Raw genomic sequence first — 21,903 nt, 5'->3', positions numbered from 1 at the left:
GTGTGCTTATGATTGTATAAATTCGCTATTGTAAAATGGAGTTTTTTTATCAATATCACAGCGAATTCGCTGTACTAACCGCCCGGGTATTTTTAGGCTTGTTATTTTTCTTTCAAGGGTATGATGCCGTTATAAAAATTGGAATGAAGCAAGCCGTTGATGCGATTCGTCAACCTTTATACGGCAAAGGTATTCCCGATTTTTTTATTGTAGCCGGTACCTGGTTTAATGCACTAACGGTTTTCATTTGTGGGTTTTTACTTATTTTCGGACTTTTTACTATTCCCTGTTTATTTTTATTGGGTGCCAGTTTAATTGTTGCATCTATTGGATTTGGATTACACACCGCATTGTGGGACATGAAACATGTTTTTCCACGTTTAATTCTTTTAATTTTCTTATTGTGCGTTCCGGTTGAATGGCATTTATTTTCAATAGATACCTTGTTGTTTGGGTTTTAGTATTTCTTTAGTCTAATTAGTTCATAAATTTTTTCTTTAGCCTGTTTTGAGATAGAAGCAAAAGGAAAACCAACGCTGATTTGTGCTTCACTTTTTTGCTGTCTAATCAACAGGTTGCTTAGCGCAAATCACTGTTTATCTCTTCAAAAGATTTAATAAAACTAGTTCGTATTTACTGATTTTATTTTTTTATTTACTTTTTCTTTAATAGAAAAAGTAACAAAAAGAATCGCGATTCGCGAAGGCAATTCCTTCGGACCGGTGACGGATTTCGCAGCGCATTACATCTGCGCTTAAGCTCATCCGCACCTATTGCTGACGCGAATCGCAAATAAGAATAGAGAAATCTATAGTTTAAATTTAATTTGAGTACAGAACCTTCTCCGCCTCAGGTGGATCAGGATGACAATTAGAATTTTTAATATAGCGTTTTTAGCCTTCTTGGTAAATTTTAGTAATAGTTGAAGATACTGGTTTCGGCCTCAAGGAAATTATTTGCAGCCTTGATTTCCTGACTGCCTGTCAGGCGGGTTTGGTTCTCCGCCGCGGCGGATTTATCAAGAAAAAAGAACGTAGAAGAATCTAAAGTTTAATATTAATATTGGGTATTGAATCTGAGACCTCCGCTGCCGTAAATAATAACAAGGCAAAATTAAAAACTCAATATTTACTATTTCTTTTCTTTCTTGATAAAGAAAAGAAACAAAAGAAATCAAGCCTTCAAGGGAATTCTTAAATTTTGAAATAAATTTTTTATTGTCGCCACGAAGGCGTCGATTTGAGTTAATACATATTCGACGCTGACGTGGCTCCGTAATTTTAGTTTTGCTAAATGATTTAATGCTTAAATAAAATCTAAAATTACACGAAGAAAAATTTATATCAAAATTCTTAACAGAATTCCCTTGAGGGCGACAATAATCATTATCAACCTTTTTTGGTTCGCCGTGGCGGAGAAGCCACATAATTAATAATTACAAAATCAGGACGAGTAGAGCATATACATTCGATGTGCCCGATGAAACCCAAATAATAATCATTAACCTTTATTCTTATTCAGATACTTGCTCAAAAGTTTCTCATTAGGCAAAAGTGAACGCTGTATTCGGCTGGCGTAAGCTATACTATCCAATATATCTTTTTGTTTAGCCTCAATAATTTCTTTTTGTACCTGTACTTCTTGTTTTTGTTTTTCTATAAGTACATTTTGTTGTTTAGTAATTTTAAAACGATTATATAAAACACGCGAAAAAGCAGCCATCACCACAAGAATAATTAAAACAAATGCCAGGATAATATTTTTTTGTTTGTTTTTAGCCGCTGCCTGTGCTTCCTGATTCTCTTTTTCTTTTTTAAATTCAATTTCTCTTTGCGCCTTTAATTTTTCATTTTTAAACCTTTCTTCAATTTCACCCATTTCCCTGCTGTTACTTATTGCACCAATAGAATCTTTCATGCTGTGATATAATTTGTTGTATTTTAAAGCCACGTCAAATTCTTTTTTAGCTTCAAATAATTCTCTTAATCGATCCAACATGTCAACCATACCTACTGCATTGTGGGTGCTTTTGTAAATATTCAGCGATTTTAGCAGGTATTCTTCTGCTTCTTTATATTTTTTCATTTCCAGATAAGTTGAACCGATATTGATATAACTTCCGGAAATACCCGATAAATGATTTAATTTTAAATAATAAGTCAAGGCTCTTTTTTGATTTGAAAGCATGGAATCAATTTTGTTTTGATAATAATAATGTCCGCCAATATTATTATATTCATTGGCTAATAAATTGGGTTCATTCGCTTCTTTTAATATTTCAAGGGCTTTGCTATGATATAGATATGCGGTTTTAAAATCTCTGGCTTGATCGTATCCGGAAGCAATATTACTATACAATTCTGCCACACCTAAACTATCGCCATTTTTTCTTTTAATTTTCAGACATTTAAACAAATACTCATTTGCTTTTTCTTGTTCATTTCTTCCTAAATAAATAAAACCAATATTATTATATGTAGAAATTAATGCAGCTTCATGTTTTAATATTTCTCTTAATTTTAAAGCTTTGAAATGATAATTCAGTCCTTCTGCTTCATTACCTAATCGCACATGCACGTTAGCTATTGTTCCATAAGCTTCAGAGATTAGTAAGGTGTCACCAATTAGTTCACTAAATGTAAGCATGGCCTCCGCAAAAACTTTTGATTTATCGTATTCACCTTTTGTTCGGTAAATGATGGCCAACTGATGTGTGCTGTACGCTAAATTTTTATAGTTATATAATTTCGCATATTGCTGAAAAGCCGTTAATCCGAATTTTGAAGCCTCATCTAAGTCATACTTTCTCATCGATTTGGCCAATAACAGATCAAGTTGCGCTAAAGTGGTATCTCTTTCAAAACTGGCGGGTTTAACTTTTAATTCATTTCTTTTATTTTTTAATGAATCAACTACCTTATCCTGTGAGAGCGTTTGGTAGGTAAATCCAAATAATAGAATGCTGATAAATATTTTCCCCTTCATTGAAGAATCGAAATTAGTTAATTTTTTCGGATTAAAGGAATAACTACAATTCATAGCAACAGGGTAAACTAAAATCAATTAATTTTAAGGGTGTTTGCAATTATAGATATTGAAACCTGCGGAAGTAAATTTGAATTTCAACGAGGAAGAATTACCGAAATTTGTATTTTGAAGCATGATGGTTTACAAGTGATCGATAAATTTACTACACTGATAAATCCCGAATGTTATATCAGTCCTTATTTTACCAAACTCACTAATATTACCAATGAAATGGTAGCCGACGCACCTCGTTTTCACGAAGTGGCTAAGAAAATTGTGGAGATGACCGAAGGTTGCGTGTTTGTGGCCCACAATGTTGGATTCGATTATAGTTTCATAAAATCTGAATTTGAATCTTTAGGTTATCAATACCGGAGAGAAACACTTTGTACCGTACGCTTGAGTCGTAAATTAATTCCCGGAAAAATTTCGTATAGTTTGGGTCATTTATGCGCAGCGTTAGGGATAGAAATTTTTGACCGACATAGGGCAGAGGGTGACGCAGTGGCTACTGGGCAATTATTTGATTTATTATTACGATTAAAAGCTGATCATCCGCAGTATAAAAATAAAGGCGTAACGGAAATTATGACACGCCGAATTGATAACATTAAAAGTTACATTCTTAAAAAATTACCGGAAACCTGCGGTGTATATTATTTTTTGAATAAAGAACAGCAAATTATTTACATCGGTAAAAGTTTGAATATGTATCAAAGGGCTCAAAGTCATTTTAATTCCAAAGAAAAGAAAGGCAAACAAATGTTGAATGATTTGTATAACGTAGATTTTGTGTTAACGGGAAGTGAGTTAATTGCTTTATTGCTGGAGTCGGAAGAAATAAAAAAACACAAGCCTAAATACAACAGAGCCCGCAAATCAGATGATTTTTCACATGGCATAGAATATTTTTACGATGAAAAGGGGATTCTGAATTTCAGAATCAGCGAAACGGAAGAAGTAGAGCAGGTGTTGATGAATTTTGTTTCCTACTCTTCAGCGCGTGAGAAATTGGACCGAATGATAGAAGAATATACTTTATGTTTGCGGTATTGCGGGTTAACCGGAGCCGAAGCGGTGTGTTTTAATCATCAAATAAAATCCTGCAATGGTATTTGCGCGGAGCAAGAATCTGCTGAAGACTATAATGACAGGGCAAAAAAAATAATTGAAGCAAATGCCTATCACCAAAATAATTTTGTATTAATTGATAGGGGTAGAGTGCCGGAAGAAAGATCCTTAATTTTGATAGAAAATGGTAAGTACAAAGGCTATGGTTATTTTGATCAAAGTCATCAGTTGAGTAGTCCGGAAGATTTTATGCAGGTAGCTGAGTCTAAAAAGTATTACCCCGATTGTGATGTTTTGGTAAAAGGTTGGATGCGGAATAATAAGAAGTATAAATTATTAAATATTGAATAATTTTTTTATTTCAGCATAGCCATCTTCTTCTTATTCGCCGGCATTTTTTCAATGGCATAACGTAAAGCTGTGCGTGGCATTTTGGATTTGTGTTTCATGACAAAATCAAAAACTATTTGTGTATGCGTCTCCGATTGGTTTTTAAGTAACCAACCGTAACCTTTTTGCACCATGTCATCTTCATCCGTTAACAGTAATTCGGCAATGGCTAAACTTTCTTTTATATAAATTCCTTTTCTGGCGGCTAGGATTAACGAAACTGCTGCTGCTCTTCTCATCCATCTGTTTTTGCTTTTACTCCATTTCTTCAATATTCCAATTTGATGAGGATACATCAAAAAATAAGTGCCCACCGCTTTACAACAAAACGTATCACAAGTAGCCCAATTGCTCACGTATTTATCAATCCACTTTTCAAATAATGCAAGATCTTGCTCTTCCATTTTTTTTCGTATTCCAAACGACCAAGCACAGGCCATTAAAGCTTCTTCCATATAACCCGACTTCCACAATTCCTCACATAAATTATAAATATCTTTTTTTGGACAAGTTTTTATTTCCTTAAAATATTTGGAGGCTATTTTATTCACATCGCCGTTTCTTAAACCGTAATGTTTCACATCTTCCTTAAAAAAGCGCTTTGCCGATTCGCGAACGGTTTCACTTGCATTTTTAGTTAATTCCTCTCTGAGAATATTGAGTGTTTCTGAATTATTCATATTAAAAAAACCCGGATAAACCGGGTTCAAACTATTTTATTAACGCTTTTTTTTCTTAAGCACTTTTTTTACTTTTTTTGGTGCAACTTTTTTAAGCTGCTTTTTTGGTGTGCTTTTTTTAATTATTTTCTTAATTGGTTTTTTAACGGCTTTTTTCACTATTTTCTTCGCTACTTTTTTCACCGTCTTCTTAACCTTTTTTGCAGGCTTTTTAGTGGCCTTTTTTGTAATCACCTTTTTATTAGCTTTGGTTTTTGGAGCACTCTTTTTAATTTTTTCTTTTACCGGCACATTTTTTTCTTTAACAGATTGGCGTTTTAATGCTTTGGCCTCCTGTATTTCTTCTGCTTCTGCTCTCTTTATGGCATCAATTTCCAATAATAATTCAGGCGCAATATCCTGTGCTACTTCAAAATCCTGAATTGTTAAATCCAAATGTTCAATATCTGTTTCCAATGCAGTTAATTCCATTTCAACATTAATAAAAGCTATTCGCTCTACTATGGAATTAAATATTTCATCAATAGTTCCAATACCGTGAATGCTGTGGAATTTGCCTTGTTCGCTGTAATAATTTTTTAGTGGAAGCGTTTTGTTATTGTACTCCTGAATTCTTCTTCTAATAATAGATTCGTTGGCATCATCGGGTCTGCCACTCTCTAATCCTCTTTTTAAAAGTCTTGCGGTTAATTCCTCATCATTTACTTCAAGTGCAATCATGGCGCTTATACCGGTACCCTTTTTTTGCAATAAATCATCCAAAGCAACTGCTTGTGCTGTGGTTCTTGGAAATCCATCAAAAATAAAACCCTTCGCATTTGGATTGGCGTCTAATTTGGAGTCAATCATACCAATTACAATTTCATCACTCACTAATTCACCTCTGTCCATAATGCCTTTGGCTTTTAATCCTAAATCTGTACCTCTTGCAATTTCACTTCTTAAAATATCGCCGGTACTTAGGTGTACCAAATTATACTTTGCAATTAGATTTTCTGATTGCGTTCCTTTACCGGCTCCGGGAGGGCCAAACAAAACAAGATTAAGCATTTTTTCCATATTCACTTTACTTTAAACAATTACATATATTTCTTTTAAATTTCTTCCAAATCCATCATAGTCCAATCCATATCCAACCACAAACTCATTTTTTATTTTCATGCCGGCGTAATGTACCGGATAATTTTTTTTGTAGGCATCGGGTTTAAATAATAAGGTGGCTACTTTAATTTGTTTTACTTTTTTTTGATTTAAAATCAGAGTCAGTTTTTCCAATGTGTTTCCTGTATCCACAATATCCTCAATAATCACAACGGTTTTATCGGTTAAATCTTCGGTAAGTCCAACTAATTCATTTACTGTTCCGCTGCTGCTTGTGCCGTGATAGCTGGCTAGTTTAATGAAAGAAATGGTACATGGCAATTGTATTTGTTTCATTAAATCGGATGCAAACATGAAACTGCCGTTCAATACGGCTAAAAATACAACATCTTCGTTTTTTAATTCTTGGTTTATTTGTTCGGCAACAGCTGCAACGGCTAAAGAAATGTTGCTGGTTGAAATATAAGGTTTAAACTCCTTATCTTTTATGCGAATGATTTGAGACACAGGATAACAAATATAGCTTTTTTCCGATATTTGCATATCGAACAAATTGGAAAAAATATAGATTTAGCAGCTAAATTCTTAAAAGAAGGGGATTTAGTAGCCATACCCTCCGAAACGGTGTATGGTTTGGCGGCTAATGCGCTGAATGAAAAAGCTGTATTTTCTATTTTCACGGCTAAAAATCGTCCGCATTTTGATCCCTTAATAGTGCATATAAAAAATGCAGAGCAGATTGATTTATATGCTGAGTGGGAAGATGATCGATTAAAAAAATTAGCTGATAAATTTTGGCCGGGACCTTTAACTCTATTGCTTCAAAAAAAAGAAATCATTCCCGATATCGTTACTTCGGGATTGAGTAGGGTAGCGCTTAGGGTTCCTAATCACGAATTAGCATTAGACTTATTAAATAAATTAGAATTTCCATTAGCTGCACCCAGCGCAAATCCATTTGGATATATCAGTCCAACTACCGCTCAGCATGTGCAAGATCAATTAGCTGATCGGGTGGCTTATATTTTAGATGGTGGAGCCTGTAGGGTAGGTTTAGAGTCTACCATTGTGGGTGTTGAGGATGGAAAGATTTTAATTTATCGGTTAGGAGGATTAAGTGTTGAGGAAATAAAAAATGCAATTGGCGATGTCACGCTAAGTTTAATTGAATCTTCTGATCCTAAAGCGCCGGGACAATTAAAAAGTCATTACGCACCTAAGAAACCCTTGTATTTTGGAGATGCCGAAAAATTAATGCAGCAACACAGCAATAAAAAAATTGCGCTGCTTTTATTTGGAAAAACTAATTTAAAATCTGATTTCAACTTTAACCTTTCCGAAAAAGCAGATGTGTTGGAAGCCGCTAAAAATTTATTCGACATGTTACGTCAGGCGGATAATAGTGAGGCCGAAATTGTAATTGCGCAACTAGTTCCCGACGAAAATTTGGGCAAAGCCATTAATGATCGATTAAAACGAGCAGCCGTTTAGTTTATTCCACCATTAATTTTTTGGTGAGCTGCCTGTTTTCTGATTCTATCTTCAGTAAATAAGTTCCGGCCGCTAAACTTTCAATATTTAACTGATAATCTTTGTCGTTAAAAAATTCTGAAATTAATTCTTTCCCTAACAAATCCAGTACGCTGATTTTATAGTTTTTACAATCACTTACAGAAATGCTAAGCATTTTAGAAGCCGGATTCGGGAAGAAATTAAAATGAATTTGTAAGTCATTTTCTTTAATCCCTGCAGGCAAGGTGTTGGTGTACCATATCGGTGAAGTAATAATCCATTGCCCGTCGGTTTGTTTTATTTCAGCAAAATAAAAATACTCATAACCGTTTAACATGGTATTATCGGTATAATTGGATGTGTTATTGGCTTTGGTGATACTCACAACTTGTGCCGGAGCCGCGTTATTGCTAATTCCTCTCCAAATTTTAATGGAGTCGGCTAATTCTGAATCACCATCATTATGAATTACGGTAAAACTTGGATTGATTGTTCCGCTAAGTATCGAGCCCATCCAATTGTTATTCATTTTAAATTCTACTTGGGCGTTCCAATCATCACTGGCATAAAAGCGCATGGCATGAATTGCTTCAAAGAAATTAGCTTTGGTTAATGATGGCATTAAAACCACCATACGCCCGGCATTGTTTCTTCCGAAGGTGGTATTGTGATTATCATGATCATAATTAATACCTAAGTGGTATCCTTTGGAGAGTATGCCTTTGTAATACCACAAAAAATTACTGGCCGGATAAGCGGTATAATCGGTAGTGGCGGTATTGTACAAACCGTTACGTAGCGGAACCGCAACAATGGCAGAGTCGTAGGTGGCATTGTATGCCCCATAGAGTAAAGAAGTAGAAGAAGTGCCATCTGTAGTAAAATCGCTGCCACCCGGATGTGCCAAAGTACAAAAGGCACCGGGTTGATTTTTTATTTTCCGAAATAAGCCATCGTAATCATCTTTGGAGTTATATACATCGTAGTTGTTTGCTTCCCATCCGATTAATTGCGGGAAATTATAAATTAAAACATGTCCGTGATAATTGCTGGACACTCCCCATTCCATACCAAAGAGGCAAACAAAATTTCCATCATCATTGGCAGCGTTTGCTTGAGAAATTCCAAGTGGCCAGCTTTGAATTTGAAAACCGGGGTTATTGTTATTGGAATAGTGATTGTGTTCTGAAATACCTAAGAAATCAAAATTCTGTGAGGCTTTCGCAAAAGTGTAAGCTCCGGCGGGTGTGCTTATTCCTGAAACCAGGGAATCCTGACTTCCATCTGAAAATCCGGTATGCGAGTGTATATTGCCAAAATAGTAATTATAAGTTTGAGCCTTTGTAGAAAAAAAAGCCACTGCGAAAAAAAGTAAAAAAATTCTCATCCTTTAAAAGTAAAGAAAAAATGAATGTGAATACGCAAGATTCGGCGAATTAAAATGAAGTATAGGTTAGTTTAAGGTTAAGCCTTATAAATGAGTGCAACCGCATAGGCATTTACGCCTTCGCCTTTGCCCACATATCCCAGTTTTTCGTTGGTGGTGGCTTTGATGGATATTTGATCTGCTTCAATTTCTAAAGTAGCAGCGATTACTTTTTGCATTGCTGCGATATGCGGATTTATTTTTGGGGCTTCTAAACTTAGGGTTGCATCAATATTTCCGATATTATAATTATTTTTTTTGAGTAAAGCATTTACTTCTTTCAATAGCAGTTTGCTGTCGGCACCTTTGTATTTGGGGTCGGTATTTGGAAAATGAAATCCTATATCGCGTAAGTTAGCGGCGCCCAGTAAAGCATCACAAATGGCATGTAGCAATACATCGGCATCACTATGACCCACGCAGCCCAATTCAAATTCAAGTTTTATGCCCCCGAGCCATAATTCTCTGTCTTTTCCGAGTGGGTGAACATCATAACCGAAACCTATTCTAAAATTCATCATAACAAACAATAAGTATCAAAGTTAAGAAATAATAGTAATTCAGAATCTTGTACTATATTGATTTTTTATAATTCAAAGATTAGGTTAAATTCGTGTTATGTTGTTCAGGTGCTTAAAAGTACTTTTTAAAATAGCCAATCGTTTATATTTTAGATCGTATAAAATTGAAGGCTTGGAAAATATTCCGGAAACCGGGCCCGTACTTTTAACGGCCAATCATCCCAGTGCATTTATGGATCCTATTGTGATTGCATCCCTAACTAAGCGTCCGGTTTATTTTTTAGCGCGCAGTGTTTATTTTCAAAATGGATTTATTAAATGGCTTTTCAGTAAACTACACATGATACCTATTTACCGAGCGCATGAAGCACCGCAGGAAACACATAAAAATAAAGATAGTTTTAAATTTTGTATCCAACATTTTGAAAAGGGTGGTGTAATACTGATTTTTCCGGAAGGAATTTCATTAACCGAACGAAAAATAAAAAAAATACAATCGGGAGCTGCCAGAATTTGTTTTGGTGCAGAGGCGCAAAATAATTTTAATCTGAATTTGAAGATTGTGAGTATTGGATTGAATTTTTCCAATCCCCACAAATTTCAAAGCGTTTTGTTTGTGAAAATAGAAAAACCAATTGTAATAAAAGATTACGAAACCTTATACCGGGAAGATTCCTTTAAAGCTGCCCGAAAACTTACTGAAGATATTCGGGTGAATTTAGAAAAAGCAGTTGTTCATATTGAAGACGAAGCGGTAGATAAACTGGTGGCGAGTATTGAATTAATTTATAAAGCCAAATTATTTGCCGATAACGGCTATCCGCATCAACAAACGAACTGGGATTTTAATACCAGTAAAATGATTAGCGATTGTGTACATGATTATTTGCAATCTGATTCGGAACGTGTGCAGTCTGTTCAAAATAAGATTAATACTTACCTGGATGATTTGGAACGTTTAAAATTGAAAGATGAAAATATACGCCATGTTGAACAGCAAAATGTGTGGACCAAAACCTTAACATCTTTTCTTTATACGATTTTTGGATTCCCGGTTTTTCTCTATGGATTTTTGCATCATTATATTCCATTTAGAATCCCCAATATCATTGGAAAAAAAATGAGTAGTCGGGCTGAATTTTATGGTTCCTTGGCGCTTTCTTTGGGTACATTTATGTTCCTGATTTTCTATAGTGTTTATTTTTATATTTTTTATTTAATATTTGAAAACTGGATGATGAGTATTATTTATTTGGTTACATTACCGGTAACCGGATTATTTTCTTTTTACTATTATCAACGGTTAACTAATATTAAAAAGAGTTGGGATATTTTATCCATGTTTTATCGCAAAACCAATTTAATTACCGGATTAATACAGCAACGAAGTGAAATTATTTCGGAATTGGAACAAGCTAAGGAAATGTACTTTAAAAAAATAAACTTTAAACGTTCTGTTTAGCGTTTACGCTATTGATGCAGGTGTTTGTGATAGCTGATTACACCTTTATAATACATAAACAAGCCAATGAGAAGTAAAACATGACTGGCATCATTTCGATCAAACCAAGGGTGTAAATTGATTTTTAAGTTTTGCAAAAAAGCAGTTGGGATGAGAATGAAAATGCTGATTGTGAAAAAGAGAAAACCGGAATGAATTTTTTGGCTATAATAAAACCCTAATACTCCTAAACTTATTAAAAGCCCTATAACAGAATTAAGTGTAGGAACAAGCAAACCAATTTTTTGATCCAGATTTAAATCGAAATTTGCATAAATGTAGGTGGCCACGATACAAGATAGAAGGAGTTTTGTTTGAATGAGTTTATTAAAAAGCGGAATTTTATGCTGAATAGGAAAAATGGATATCATGGCCATTTCAATAAAATATGAATTGAGTAATCCTAAATACCAGGGAATATATTTACCGTTAACTCCTAAATAGTAATAAAAAAGATGACTGATGCCTCCGGCTAAAAAACCAATGCCAAAAGAAATGAAAAACCAGTACCAGTTTTTAAAAAAGGGCGAATGTTCATTTGTTTTTTTTATTTGAAAGGCAAAATAAATAGCACAGCAAAATAAAATTAAATCACCAAGCATGGCATTGGGTTCCAATAAAATTAAATCAAAGACTTCTATTTTTATTTTTTCAAAATCGCTACCTATCAGCATATCATTTATTTAATGCCTTCGTCAAACTTTTTAATGTTTTTCAGAATTAGTTTTTCGACGAGGAGCGGAAAGCGGGGTTGGAGAAATGAATTGAGTTTACCTATTCCGGTTAATACGGAAATAAATTTTCTGCTTGAAATATTTTTCAATACTATATTCGCAACATATTCCGGTGATTGAACATTTTTATTTTTACGGGATTGCAAAATTACCTTAGAACCGTCGGCGCCTATTGCTTCTTTATTATGTTCTATATCCGTTATGCCTACAAATATTAAACCTACGTGGATATTATTTTTTGCTTCTTCTAAACGAATAGTTTCAGCGATGGCTCTTAACGCCATTTTGGAAGAACAATAAGCCGACATATAAGGAATACCGCGAATACCGGCTAAACTCGAAATGAAAATCAAACTACCTTTAGTTTGGCGAAGATAAGGAATGGCAGGTATGGTAGGATAAACTGTTCCGTAAACATTACTTTCAAAAACTGTTTTAAAAACTTCCGGATTCATGTCGGCAACTTCGCCTCGACTAGAAATACCAACATTATTAACTAAAATATCAATTTGTTTAAACCGTTCTATAGTTTTATCAATAAGTTGAGCGGCTTGCTTCATGTCTGAAACATCCAAACACAAACTGAGTACATCATTGGTTATTATTCGGATTTCCTTTTCGGTTTCGTTTAACCTTTCCTGATTTCTACCATTTAAAACAACCTTCATTCCCTTCTTAGCGCAGGCTATAGCGATGGCTTTGCCAATACCTCTGCTTGAACCGGTGATAATAACAACTTTCCCTTCTGTTTTTTTAATGCCCATTGTTTAAGCTTGATATTTTATATCCGGGTGATATTTAAAAGCAGTAAGACAATTGGTGATGGCCATAAATAAATGTACAAAAAAGGCAATCCAGATTGTACCGGAGTATAATGTTAATAGGCAAAGCACTAATCCCAATGGAATTGCGCCAAGTGTTTCATCAAGTCCTTTAGGAATATGCGTAGCTGAATACATTCCTATATTTACAGCAATGGCGGGCCAAACGCCAAGAGCATCCACTAAAGGAAATAACAGAGTTCCTCTAAATAATAATTCATAACCGAAAAGGTAAAGCGACCAACCTAAAATGGTAATGAAAATTGTTTTTTTTGTCCAGGTTTTACTTCGGATTTGCGGATAGTTCACTAAATTTTTTTCTTTTTTGGCACTTAAAAAAGCAATAGGAACAACTACAATGCCTAAACCCAATGTCCAAATCAGACTATAAAGACTTGTTTCGGGAATAAAAGTTAAACCGTAATCCGAAAAATTGGATTTGGGTAAAAACAGCATACAGATCACTAAGGGAATAATTCCCATGGAAATAAAGCCGAAGTATTTTGTGAAAAATATATGTTTACGTGCCGCATCATCAAATGAATATTTGTTGTAAAATTTGTTTTTTATGTGCGAAGAAGCGGCGGTAAACCAATACAATACAAAACAACAAAGTGAAAGTATAATGGGTAAGAACGAAACTAAATCATTCTCTTTCCATTCTAAATCTACATCAAGTTTCGTAAACATGGATATGTTGTATTAATTGATTTTTATTTATAAGAATCGGTAATTGAACAAGTGGTGTTATCAGTATTTAAATCCTTACAACTTTTTTTGGCACTGGCTTTTGTACTGTTTTCAATAATTCCGGCCACATACGTGTTATTGCTATTTGTGCATTGACACACGTGATTTTTTTTGCACGCCCCTAAATATAGGCTTAACAAGAGGATTAAAATTTTATTCATCTTTAATTTTTTTCTATGGCATCAACGCCGGGTAAGGAGCCCTGTTCAATATATTCTAATAATGCACCTCCGCCGGTACTCACGTAACTTACCTGATCGGATAAATGATATTTATTAATCGCTGCAACACTATCGCCTCCGCCAATTAATGAAAATGCTCCTTTTTTTGTGGCTTCTACAATATCAAAAGCAATTTGTTTTGTTCCTTTTTCAAAGTGACTCATTTCAAAAACACCCATGGGCCCATTCCACAATATCGTTTTTGAGTTTTTTATTATTTCACCAAACGTTTTAATACTTTCTTCTCCAATGTCAAGTCCCATCCATCCTTCCGGAATAGAATCAATGGAACAACTTTTGTGATTAGCATCATTCGAAAATTGATCCGCAATCACGGCATCAACCGGTATGAAAATTTGAACACCTAATTTTTTAGCTTTATCCAAAATCTCTTTCGCTGTTTCAAGTCTGTCTTCTTCACACAAAGATTTGCCAATTTGTCCGCCCAATGCTTTTACAAATGTAAAGGCCATACCTCCGCCAATAATAATATTGTTGGCTTTATTCATTAGTTGCTCAATAATTAATATTTTATCACTCACCTTGGCTCCACCAATAATTGCGGTAAATGGTTTTTCAGACTGATTCATTACTTTGTTAATACTGGCAATTTCGCCTGCCATTACAAATCCAAAACATTTGGCTTCCGTTTTAAAATATTTTGCAATTACCGCAGTTGAGGCATGTGCGCGATGCGCAGTACCAAATGCATCATTCACATAAACATCACCGTGTTTGCTCAATTTTTCGGCAAACGTCTCATTGCCTTTTTCTTCTTCTTTGTAAAAACGCAAATTCTCAAGTAATAATACTTCGCCGGGTTTTAAATTATTCGATAATCGAAATGATTCTTCGCTAATGCAATCGTTTGTAAATTTTACTTCGCTCCCTAATTGTTGACATACTTCATTCACAATATGTGCTAATGAATATTTATGAGCAGGTCCTTCTTTTGGTCTTCCTAAATGACTCATTAATACAATACTTCCTCCCTCGTTCAGAATTTTTTTTAAGGTAGGAATTGCGGCTTTAATACGGGTATTGTCAGTAACCTTAAAATTTTCATCTAAGGGAACATTAAAGTCAACACGAACAAGAGCCCGTTTGTTCGCCAAAGAAATTTTATCAACTGTACGCATAAGAGCGCAAAAATAAGATTTTGTTTTATAAACAGGGCTAATTCAAATCACAAATCTGTTTTGTAATTTTGAAAACTTATGAAAAGAGAAGAGTCAGGTAAATTATTTAAAAAAGCTTTACAATATTTTCCGGGTGGAGTTAATTCTCCCGTACGGGCGTTTAGGAGTGTAGGCGGCGACCCCTTGTTTATAGATCGGGGAAAAGGTTCACATATTTGGGATGCAGATGGTAATGAGTTTATTGATTATTGTTGTAGTTGGGGGCCCTTAATATCCGGTCACGCCAATCCTAAAATATTAATTGCGGTGCAGGAAACCATGAACATGGGAACTTCATTTGGTGCACCAACAAAGTTAGAAAATGAACTGGCCAATTTAATTTTAGACAATAATCCTTTTATTGAAAAAATAAGATTTGTAAGTAGCGGAACCGAAGCAGTTATGAGTGCTATTCGATTAGCAAGAGGATTTACCAAAAGAAATAAAATTTTAAAATTTGAAGGATGTTATCACGGACATGCTGATTCATTATTGGTAAAGGCCGGAAGCGGATTGGTAACTTTTGGAAATAGTAGCAGTGCCGGCGTGCCTGAAAGTTTTGCGAATGAAACCATAAGTGTTCAATTGCACAATAAAACAGCGGTGGAAGAGGCTTTTACAACATTTAAAAATCAAATTGCTTGTGTAATTATTGAGCCGGTACCCGCGAATAATGGTTTATTATTACAGGATAAGGAGTTCTTAAATTTTTTAAGGGAGATTTGTACAAAAAATAACACACTTTTATTTTTTGATGAAGTGATAAGCGGATTTAGATTAGGATTTACCGGAGCTGCCGGTTATTATGGAATAAAACCCGATATTATTACTTACGGAAAAATTATTGGCGGTGGTTTTCCGGTAGGAGCTTATGCTTCCTCGGCCGAAATAATGGATCATGTTTCCCCTTTGGGTCCGGTTTATCAAGCGGGAACCTTAAGCGGGAACCCCGTGGCCATGCGTGCCGGAATAGCACAACTTCAACTGTGTTTAGAAAAAGATTTTTATAAAAATTTAGAAGATAAAACCAATTATTTGGTGGAAGGTATACGCAAAGTAAATAGCTTTAAATTGTTTAAAATATTTAATTTGGGTTCCATTTTTTGGATTGCATTTACAGATAAAAACGAAATTCAAAACGCCAATGATATTGATCCGTTGAGTATGAATTATTTCAAACTTTTATATCACGGATTATTGAATGAAGGGATTTATTTGGGACCTAGCGGATATGAAGTTGGATTTGTAAGTAGCGCGCATTCACAAGAAGATTTAGATAAAACAATATTAGCATTTGAAAAAGCCTTGAAATTATTGAATTGAATCAACTAGAAATAATTCAGAAGCAATTTTATCAGCAATAAGCCAGCCTTGTAAATTTAATTGATATTGCTTGTTTGTTACAATGAAATAATTTGAATAGGGTATAATTGATTTAGAAAAATGAGTTTTAAAAGACTCACCAAATAAGTTTTCAATTTCATTTAAATTACAACCGAAATGTGAACGCAATCCGGTCATGATGTATTCATTGTAAAGATTATTTGTACTTAATTCCTCCGTTTCAAAAAAATTGTTCACCCGATTCTATTTTTTGAATATAGATTTCATTATTTGAAATATTCCATTGTCTTTGTTTGCCGTTATAAGAATGAGCAGAAGGACCAAAGCCTAAGTAAGAATTTCTTTTCCAGTAATTGGAATTGTGTACAGCTTCAAAACCGTTTTTGGCAAAATTGGAAATTTCATAATGTTTGAATCCATTTTTACTTAAAATGTCGGATAGCATTAAAAACTGTGATTCTCCCAATTCATCTGAAACTGCCGGTTCAATTTTTTTCTTAAAATTAATACCAAGTGCTGTTTTTTCTTCAATAGTTAAATGATAAGCTGAAATATGTGGTGTATTCAGTTGAATAGCTTTTTGTAATGTTTTTTCCCAACTCAACAGGTCTTGAAATTTGCTACCGTAAATTAAATCAATGGTTAAATTAGTAAAACCCGAATCCTGCGCCAATAATACAGAGGCAATGCCCTGGTTTGCTTGGTGGGTTCTGTTCATCCATTTGAGTTCTTCATCGTTGAAAGATTGCAGTCCGATACTCAATCTGTTTATACCTGATTTTTCCCAAATACTTAGGTTTTTTTTGTGGATATCGTCTGGATTTGCTTCTAAAGTTATTTCCGATGCAGCGTCAATTTTAAAAGTTTGATTTATTGCATTAAAAATTTGATCCAGTTCTGCCTGATTCAATAAACTTGGTGTACCCCCGCCAAAGTAAATACTATGAATGTTGTTATTATTTAAATCTGAACTTCTTTGATTAATTTCTTTACAAATGGCATCCACTAAGCGACTTTTATTTTTGAGTTGAACGCTGAAATGGAAATCGCAATAAGTACATTTTTGTTTGCAATAGGGAATATGTATATAAATCGAATTCAAATTTAAATTATTGATTATCAGTATTTTATTTTAAATCAGGAACAAGTCCTGTGAATACTTCAATATTACTCATTTCATACAAAATTTTGTTTTTTTTTAACTTTCATTTAAAAAATAGCTATATTAGCACCTTATTAACTTTAACCTAAAGTATGAAAAACTTCACTCGCCTTACTTTAATAGCCGCAGCTACTTGTGTTCTAACAACTTCGGCATTTTCACAAAAAGCCTTAAAAAAAGCAGACGCAGCTTTTGAAGCGCATCAGTATTTTAGCGCTGTTACTTTATATAAGCAGGTATATCAATCTGTTCCAAAGGACAAGAAAGCTCTTGTTTTGTACAGAACCGGAATTGCTAGCCAAGAAATTAACGATTATAAAGGTGCAGAAACCTATTTTCAAAAAGCCATTGCAACAAACATTGATGATCCATCGGTTTATTACCGTTTAGCAGAAGTGTTAAAAGTTCAGTTTAAATATGCTGAAGCCATGACTGAATACAAAAACTACAAAGCAAAAGGTGGAGATGCTAAAAAAGCGGACCTAGGTATAAAATCGTGTGAATTAGCTCAACAATGGAAAGACAATCCTTTACGATATAAAGTTGAAAACATGTCTTTAATAAATACAAAAGACAGAGATTATTCTCCATCATATAGTGATAAAAAATACAAAACTATTATTTTCACATCTAATAGAGAAGGTTCGTTAGGCAGCGGTGCTGATAATATAACCGGTGTTAATCATTCAGATATTTATGAATCTAAAGTTGATAAAAACGGAAAATGGTCAACTCCTGTATTATTACCTCCTGCAGTAAGTTCTCCGGTGAACGAAGGACAAGGTTGGGTAAGCAAAAAAGGAGATATGATTTTCTTTACACGTTGTCCTGAGGACAAAGGAAAGCAAAACAAGTGTGGTATTTACATGGCTAAAAAACAAGGAAGTACTTGGGGTGAAGCTGTTCGTTTACCTTTTAGTATTGATACAGTTTCTTTCCGTCATCCTACCTTATCATCTGATGCAAAACATTTATATTTTGCTTCTAGCATGAGCGGTGGATATGGTGGTTTAGATATTTGGAGCTGTACTTTTGATCAAAAGAAAAATATTTGGGGACAACCTGTAAATGCTGGTCCGCTAGTTAATACTTCCGGAAATGAAGCATTCCCAACTATTTCTACAGATGGAAAAAAATTATATTTTTCTTCTGATTATCATCCTGGAATGGGAGGATTAGATATTTTCTCGGCAGACGTATCACCTGATGGAAAATTCACTAAGCCGGTTGAGAATTTAAAATACCCAATCAATTCATCGTATGATGATCACAGTATAGTATTTGAAGGGAAAAAGAATCGTGGATTCTTTACCAGTAACCGTGAAGGAGGAAAAGGAAATGATGATATCTACAGCTTCAACTTACCTCCAATTAACTTTAATTTAAGAGGTATGGTACTTTGCGAAGGTGATCAATTAGGAAAAGGAAAAGGTGAGCCGGTTGAAGGTGTTAAAGTTAAAATTGTTGGTTCAGACGGTAGTATTAATGAATTCACCACTGCAAAAGATGGTGCTTACAGCCTTACTAAATTAAAAGAGAAAACGACTTATACTGTTTCAACAGAAACCGGAAAAGGGGCAAAGTCTTCTACGTTTGGACGTGATGGATACTTATCTAATCAAGATAAGCGTGTTGTAACCACTGTTGGTTTAGATAAATCAAAAGATTTTGTTGCCGATTTTGCTGTAAAGCCGGTTGTTCCAAATTTAAGAATGCCTGAAATTCAGTATGCTTTAGGAAGCGCTGAATTATTGCCTAACTCTAAAGATTCATTAAACTATTTATATAATATCTTAAAAGACAACCCTGGTATTATTGTTGAATTAAATTCACACACCGATACTCGTGGTAAGGCTGCCGCTAACATGACTTTATCTACAGCTCGTGCTAAGTCTTGTGTGGATTATTTAGTAAATGAAAAAGAAATTCCTGCAGCACGTTTAACATTTAAAGGTTTAGGTATGACTCAACCATTAATTTCCGATGCGGTAATTGCTAAGGCAAAAACTAAGGAGGAAAAAGAAGCATTACACCAAAAGAATCGTCGTACAACATTTAAAGTATTAAGTTTTGATTTCGTTGATCCTAATGCTACCAAGTCTGATGGAAAAGGCGGAACAGGTAATACCAAGCCGAAAGATCCGGATGATGAAGAAGAGGATGAAGAATAAGATTTAAAAATCCCCCTGCAAAGGGGGATTTTTTTTATATCATTTTTTGATGAAAAAAATCCCAAACCGGATCAGAAAAGGCCGGTAAACAAGTTAGGTGAATCGGTTCTTTTTTAATGGGGTGCATAAAAGTTAATTCATAGCTATGCAGATGAATAAATCCTCCATCATTTCCTCTTTTAGCGCCATATTTCACATCTCCTTTAATAGGACAGTTTAATGAGGCTAACTGAGCCCTAATCTGGTGATGTCTTCCTGTGTGAAGCGAAATGAGTAATAAATGGTAATGATCGGAGGAATGTAAGTGTTCATAATCCAATTCAGCTCTTAAACCGTCTGTTGTTTCTTTACTGTAAACGATACTTGTATTTGATTTTTCGTTTTTCTTTAACCAATGGATGAGTTTATCACTTTGCAGTGGCGGTTTGTTGGCTGTAACAGCTAAATATTTTTTCTTAATATCCTTATTTCTAAAAATCTCATTAAAACGAGAGAGGGCTTTACTGGTTTTAGCAAAAATAATCAAGCCACTAACGGGTCGGTCTAGTCTGTGTGTCAAACCGCAAAAAACATTACCCGGTTTGTGATCTCGTACTTTAATAAATTCCTTTACTTTTTCAGTGAGTGGGACATCACCGGTTTTATCCCCTTGTACAATTTCAGAAGGTAGTTTATTTATAACCAAAATATGATTGTCTTCGTAAACAATTCGATCTTGTATTGAACTTGAAAATGGAGATTCTTTTTTCACTTATCTTATACCGGTTTTAATATTTTTTTTTACGGGTTTGAAAATCGAATTTAATTTGTACTCTATTCCTTCACTGGGAGAAAGAGCAGGCGATTGTGCTAAGTAGCCTGCATTATTTATTAGGTAATAGGCCTCATGACCTACTAAATGGTATAACTCTTTGGCGTTTTTTTGTAATCTTTTATCTTGGTAATACCAGATATTCCAATCCAGTTTTGCATTGTTTTTCATGAAGGATGTGTATGTTGATAAACTATCGTCAACACAAACACTTACAAAAATAATTTTGTCACCCAATTTCTTTTTTAGGGCAGCGATTTTATAAAGTTCTTTAGTACTTTCTGTTTTTTTTGTTGAGAAAAAATTTAAATAAATCCATTTGCCTTTGATCTCGTTTAAGTCAGCCATATTGCCTTTTTTATCTCTGGCGCTAAAGAAAGGAGCTGGCGAGCCGTTTTGTAACTGATTAAAATTACTGAGCATATGGGCAGAAATTTGCCTGTGCTTTTCAATTTTAGTTGACTGGTTTATTTCGGAAACAATTTTATTTATTGCCGGAGCGTTAAAAGAAGTATTGAAATATAATTCCCAAAGATTTTTTAAAATGACTAATTCACGCAAGGAATCATTAATCATAAATTTCTCTTGTTTCACAAATTCATCTAACAATTCATAACTGGCTTTAGTATTAATTATGTTATAAAGTGTTTCGCCTTTTCGGGTAGAAGCTATACTGTTTAAATATCCAGTAAAGCAGGCGTTAAAAAAACTCATGTATTCAGCATGGTGGTATTGGATGGGGCTATTAAGAATATATTTGGAAATAAGAAAATTTTCTCCTCTGGAAACAGAAGCGTTTAAAGATGCGATGGAATAGTTATAAAAAGATTGAAAGTACTTGTTTTTAATATTTTTATAACTTTTTTCGCAAATGAACTGAAGTGAGTCAGCTTTCTGAAAAATGACAGGGCGAGATAAAAATTGCTTTTTATCCGTTAAAAACTGCGCGTTATACTTGTTTTGAAAATCAAAAATTAAAGCGTTTAATTCTGTGCTGTCAGCTCCAACAACTCCTAAGTTTATTTCTAATTCCGCATCGTTTTTAAAATCGGCACTTTCATCCGTTTCGGGAATCCGCACTTCATACACAAAATCCGGACTAACATAAAGCTTTGCTTTTACATTTTTGATTATTAAAAACACGGGTTGAGTGTGATTTGAATACATTTGGAGGTCAAAGGAACCGTCTTTATCGATAGTGTCAAGGGATTCTCTAAATCGCGCCCCTGTAATAAAATCCTGAATTGAAATTAATTCAATTAATTTTCCTGCATAACTGGTGTGAGCTTTTCCATGCACCCAGATATTTTGCGAGTTGCAAAAGAAAGGTAGTAAAAACAGCAGTATGATTCGCGTATAGCCTTGCATTAATATATAATACGAAAAAATAGAAAAGTAACAATATTGTTTCTCGTATACACTCAAAAATACAATAAAAATCCCGATACGTTTCGGTAACGGGATTTAAAGTATGTTAAGTGA

Annotated in this window: 18 protein-coding genes and 2 pseudogenes; 6 read left to right on the top strand and 14 right to left on the bottom strand. The window is 34.3% G+C overall.

Features of this window, described 5'->3' with window-relative positions:
• Window positions 1–35: 35 nt before the first annotated feature.
• Window positions 36–461: a hypothetical protein gene (locus IPM51_11425; GenBank protein ID MBK9284908.1), complete on the top strand. Its 426-nt coding sequence runs from the start codon at window positions 36–38 to the stop codon at window positions 459–461.
• 1,039 nt (window positions 462–1,500) lie between these two features.
• Here IPM51_11425 and IPM51_11420 read toward each other — a convergent pair.
• Window positions 1,501–3,063, bottom strand: a complete 1,563-nt coding sequence (locus tag IPM51_11420) for a tetratricopeptide repeat protein (protein MBK9284907.1) — start codon at window positions 3,061–3,063, stop codon at window positions 1,501–1,503.
• 12 nt (window positions 3,064–3,075) lie between these two features.
• Between IPM51_11420 and IPM51_11415 the strand changes: the two genes are divergently transcribed.
• Window positions 3,076–4,449, top strand: coding sequence for a GIY-YIG nuclease family protein (locus IPM51_11415; protein ID MBK9284906.1), 1,374 nt, complete (start codon window positions 3,076–3,078; stop codon window positions 4,447–4,449).
• A gap of 5 nt (window positions 4,450–4,454) precedes the next feature.
• On the opposite strand, the gene IPM51_11410 is transcribed toward IPM51_11415, so the two are convergent.
• The 3 genes and pseudogenes from IPM51_11410 to hpt all read right to left on the bottom strand — a co-directional run bounded on the left by IPM51_11410 (window position 4,455) and on the right by hpt (window position 6,812).
• On the bottom strand, window positions 4,455–5,168 hold the full coding sequence (locus IPM51_11410) for a DNA alkylation repair protein (GenBank protein ID MBK9284905.1): 714 nt from the start codon (window positions 5,166–5,168) through the stop codon (window positions 4,455–4,457).
• Window positions 5,169–5,657: 489 nt separating this feature from the next.
• Window positions 5,658–6,218: pseudogene (locus tag IPM51_11405) on the bottom strand (adenylate kinase).
• 21 nt (window positions 6,219–6,239) lie between these two features.
• A complete protein-coding gene (gene hpt / locus IPM51_11400; GenBank protein MBK9284904.1) occupies window positions 6,240–6,812 on the bottom strand; it encodes a hypoxanthine phosphoribosyltransferase in 573 nt (190 codons plus the stop codon).
• Between hpt and IPM51_11395 the strand changes: the two genes are divergently transcribed.
• Complete coding sequence (locus IPM51_11395; GenBank protein ID MBK9284903.1) at window positions 6,813–7,760, top strand: threonylcarbamoyl-AMP synthase; 948 nt, start codon at window positions 6,813–6,815, stop codon at window positions 7,758–7,760. It begins immediately after the preceding gene.
• 1 nt (window position 7,761) lies between these two features.
• On the opposite strand, the gene IPM51_11390 is transcribed toward IPM51_11395, so the two are convergent.
• Together IPM51_11390 and IPM51_11385 are read right to left on the bottom strand one after the other, a co-directional pair.
• Window positions 7,762–9,168: a T9SS type A sorting domain-containing protein gene (locus IPM51_11390; GenBank protein MBK9284902.1), complete on the bottom strand. Its 1,407-nt coding sequence runs from the start codon at window positions 9,166–9,168 to the stop codon at window positions 7,762–7,764.
• A gap of 77 nt (window positions 9,169–9,245) precedes the next feature.
• Window positions 9,246–9,728, bottom strand: coding sequence for a 2-C-methyl-D-erythritol 2,4-cyclodiphosphate synthase (locus IPM51_11385; protein ID MBK9284901.1), 483 nt, complete (start codon window positions 9,726–9,728; stop codon window positions 9,246–9,248).
• A gap of 97 nt (window positions 9,729–9,825) precedes the next feature.
• Here IPM51_11385 and IPM51_11380 point away from each other — a divergent pair, with 97 nt between their 5' ends.
• Complete coding sequence (locus IPM51_11380; protein ID MBK9284900.1) at window positions 9,826–11,190, top strand: 1-acyl-sn-glycerol-3-phosphate acyltransferase; 1,365 nt, start codon at window positions 9,826–9,828, stop codon at window positions 11,188–11,190.
• 8 nt (window positions 11,191–11,198) lie between these two features.
• On the opposite strand, the gene IPM51_11375 is transcribed toward IPM51_11380, so the two are convergent.
• From IPM51_11375 to IPM51_11355, 5 genes are read right to left on the bottom strand one after another with little or no spacing between them, the layout of a single operon-like run.
• Complete coding sequence (locus IPM51_11375; protein ID MBK9284899.1) at window positions 11,199–11,903, bottom strand: hypothetical protein; 705 nt, start codon at window positions 11,901–11,903, stop codon at window positions 11,199–11,201.
• A 5-nt stretch (window positions 11,904–11,908) separates the two neighbouring features.
• Window positions 11,909–12,727: an SDR family oxidoreductase gene (locus tag IPM51_11370; protein ID MBK9284898.1), complete on the bottom strand. Its 819-nt coding sequence runs from the start codon at window positions 12,725–12,727 to the stop codon at window positions 11,909–11,911.
• Window positions 12,728–12,730: 3 nt separating this feature from the next.
• Window positions 12,731–13,474: a CPBP family intramembrane metalloprotease gene (locus tag IPM51_11365; GenBank protein MBK9284897.1), complete on the bottom strand. Its 744-nt coding sequence runs from the start codon at window positions 13,472–13,474 to the stop codon at window positions 12,731–12,733.
• Window positions 13,475–13,497: 23 nt separating this feature from the next.
• Complete coding sequence (locus tag IPM51_11360; GenBank protein ID MBK9284896.1) at window positions 13,498–13,695, bottom strand: hypothetical protein; 198 nt, start codon at window positions 13,693–13,695, stop codon at window positions 13,498–13,500.
• A gap of 2 nt (window positions 13,696–13,697) precedes the next feature.
• Entirely contained in the window at window positions 13,698–14,894 is a 1,197-nt protein-coding gene (locus IPM51_11355) for a phosphoglycerate kinase (protein ID MBK9284895.1), read from the bottom strand.
• Between the two features lie 78 nt (window positions 14,895–14,972).
• On the opposite strand from IPM51_11355, the gene hemL reads away from it, so the two are divergent.
• The gene (gene hemL, locus IPM51_11350; protein MBK9284894.1) at window positions 14,973–16,256 is read left to right on the top strand and encodes a glutamate-1-semialdehyde 2,1-aminomutase; all 1,284 of its coding nucleotides are present in this window, start codon (window positions 14,973–14,975) and stop codon (window positions 16,254–16,256) included.
• Here hemL and hemW read toward each other — a convergent pair.
• A pseudogene (gene hemW, locus IPM51_11345) lies at window positions 16,245–17,379 on the bottom strand (radical SAM family heme chaperone HemW). The gene hemL and the pseudogene hemW sit on opposite strands and share 12 nt — an antisense overlap.
• 152 nt (window positions 17,380–17,531) lie before the next feature.
• On the opposite strand from hemW, the gene IPM51_11340 reads away from it, so the two are divergent.
• Window positions 17,532–19,610, top strand: coding sequence for an OmpA family protein (locus tag IPM51_11340; protein ID MBK9284893.1), 2,079 nt, complete (start codon window positions 17,532–17,534; stop codon window positions 19,608–19,610).
• Window positions 19,611–19,644: 34 nt separating this feature from the next.
• On the opposite strand, the gene IPM51_11335 is transcribed toward IPM51_11340, so the two are convergent.
• Window positions 19,645–20,331: an RNA pseudouridine synthase gene (locus tag IPM51_11335; protein MBK9284892.1), complete on the bottom strand. Its 687-nt coding sequence runs from the start codon at window positions 20,329–20,331 to the stop codon at window positions 19,645–19,647.
• Between the two features lie 30 nt (window positions 20,332–20,361).
• A complete protein-coding gene (locus tag IPM51_11330; protein MBK9284891.1) occupies window positions 20,362–21,720 on the bottom strand; it encodes a redoxin domain-containing protein in 1,359 nt (452 codons plus the stop codon).
• Window positions 21,721–21,903: the final 183 nt, after the last annotated feature.

It is taken from the genome of Sphingobacteriaceae bacterium (assembly GCA_016715905.1).
GTDB lineage: Bacteria > Bacteroidota > Bacteroidia > B-17B0 > Aurantibacillaceae > Aurantibacillus.
The sequence above is the reverse complement of the archived record's forward strand: the minus strand, read 5'-3'. Positions and strand labels throughout refer to the sequence as shown.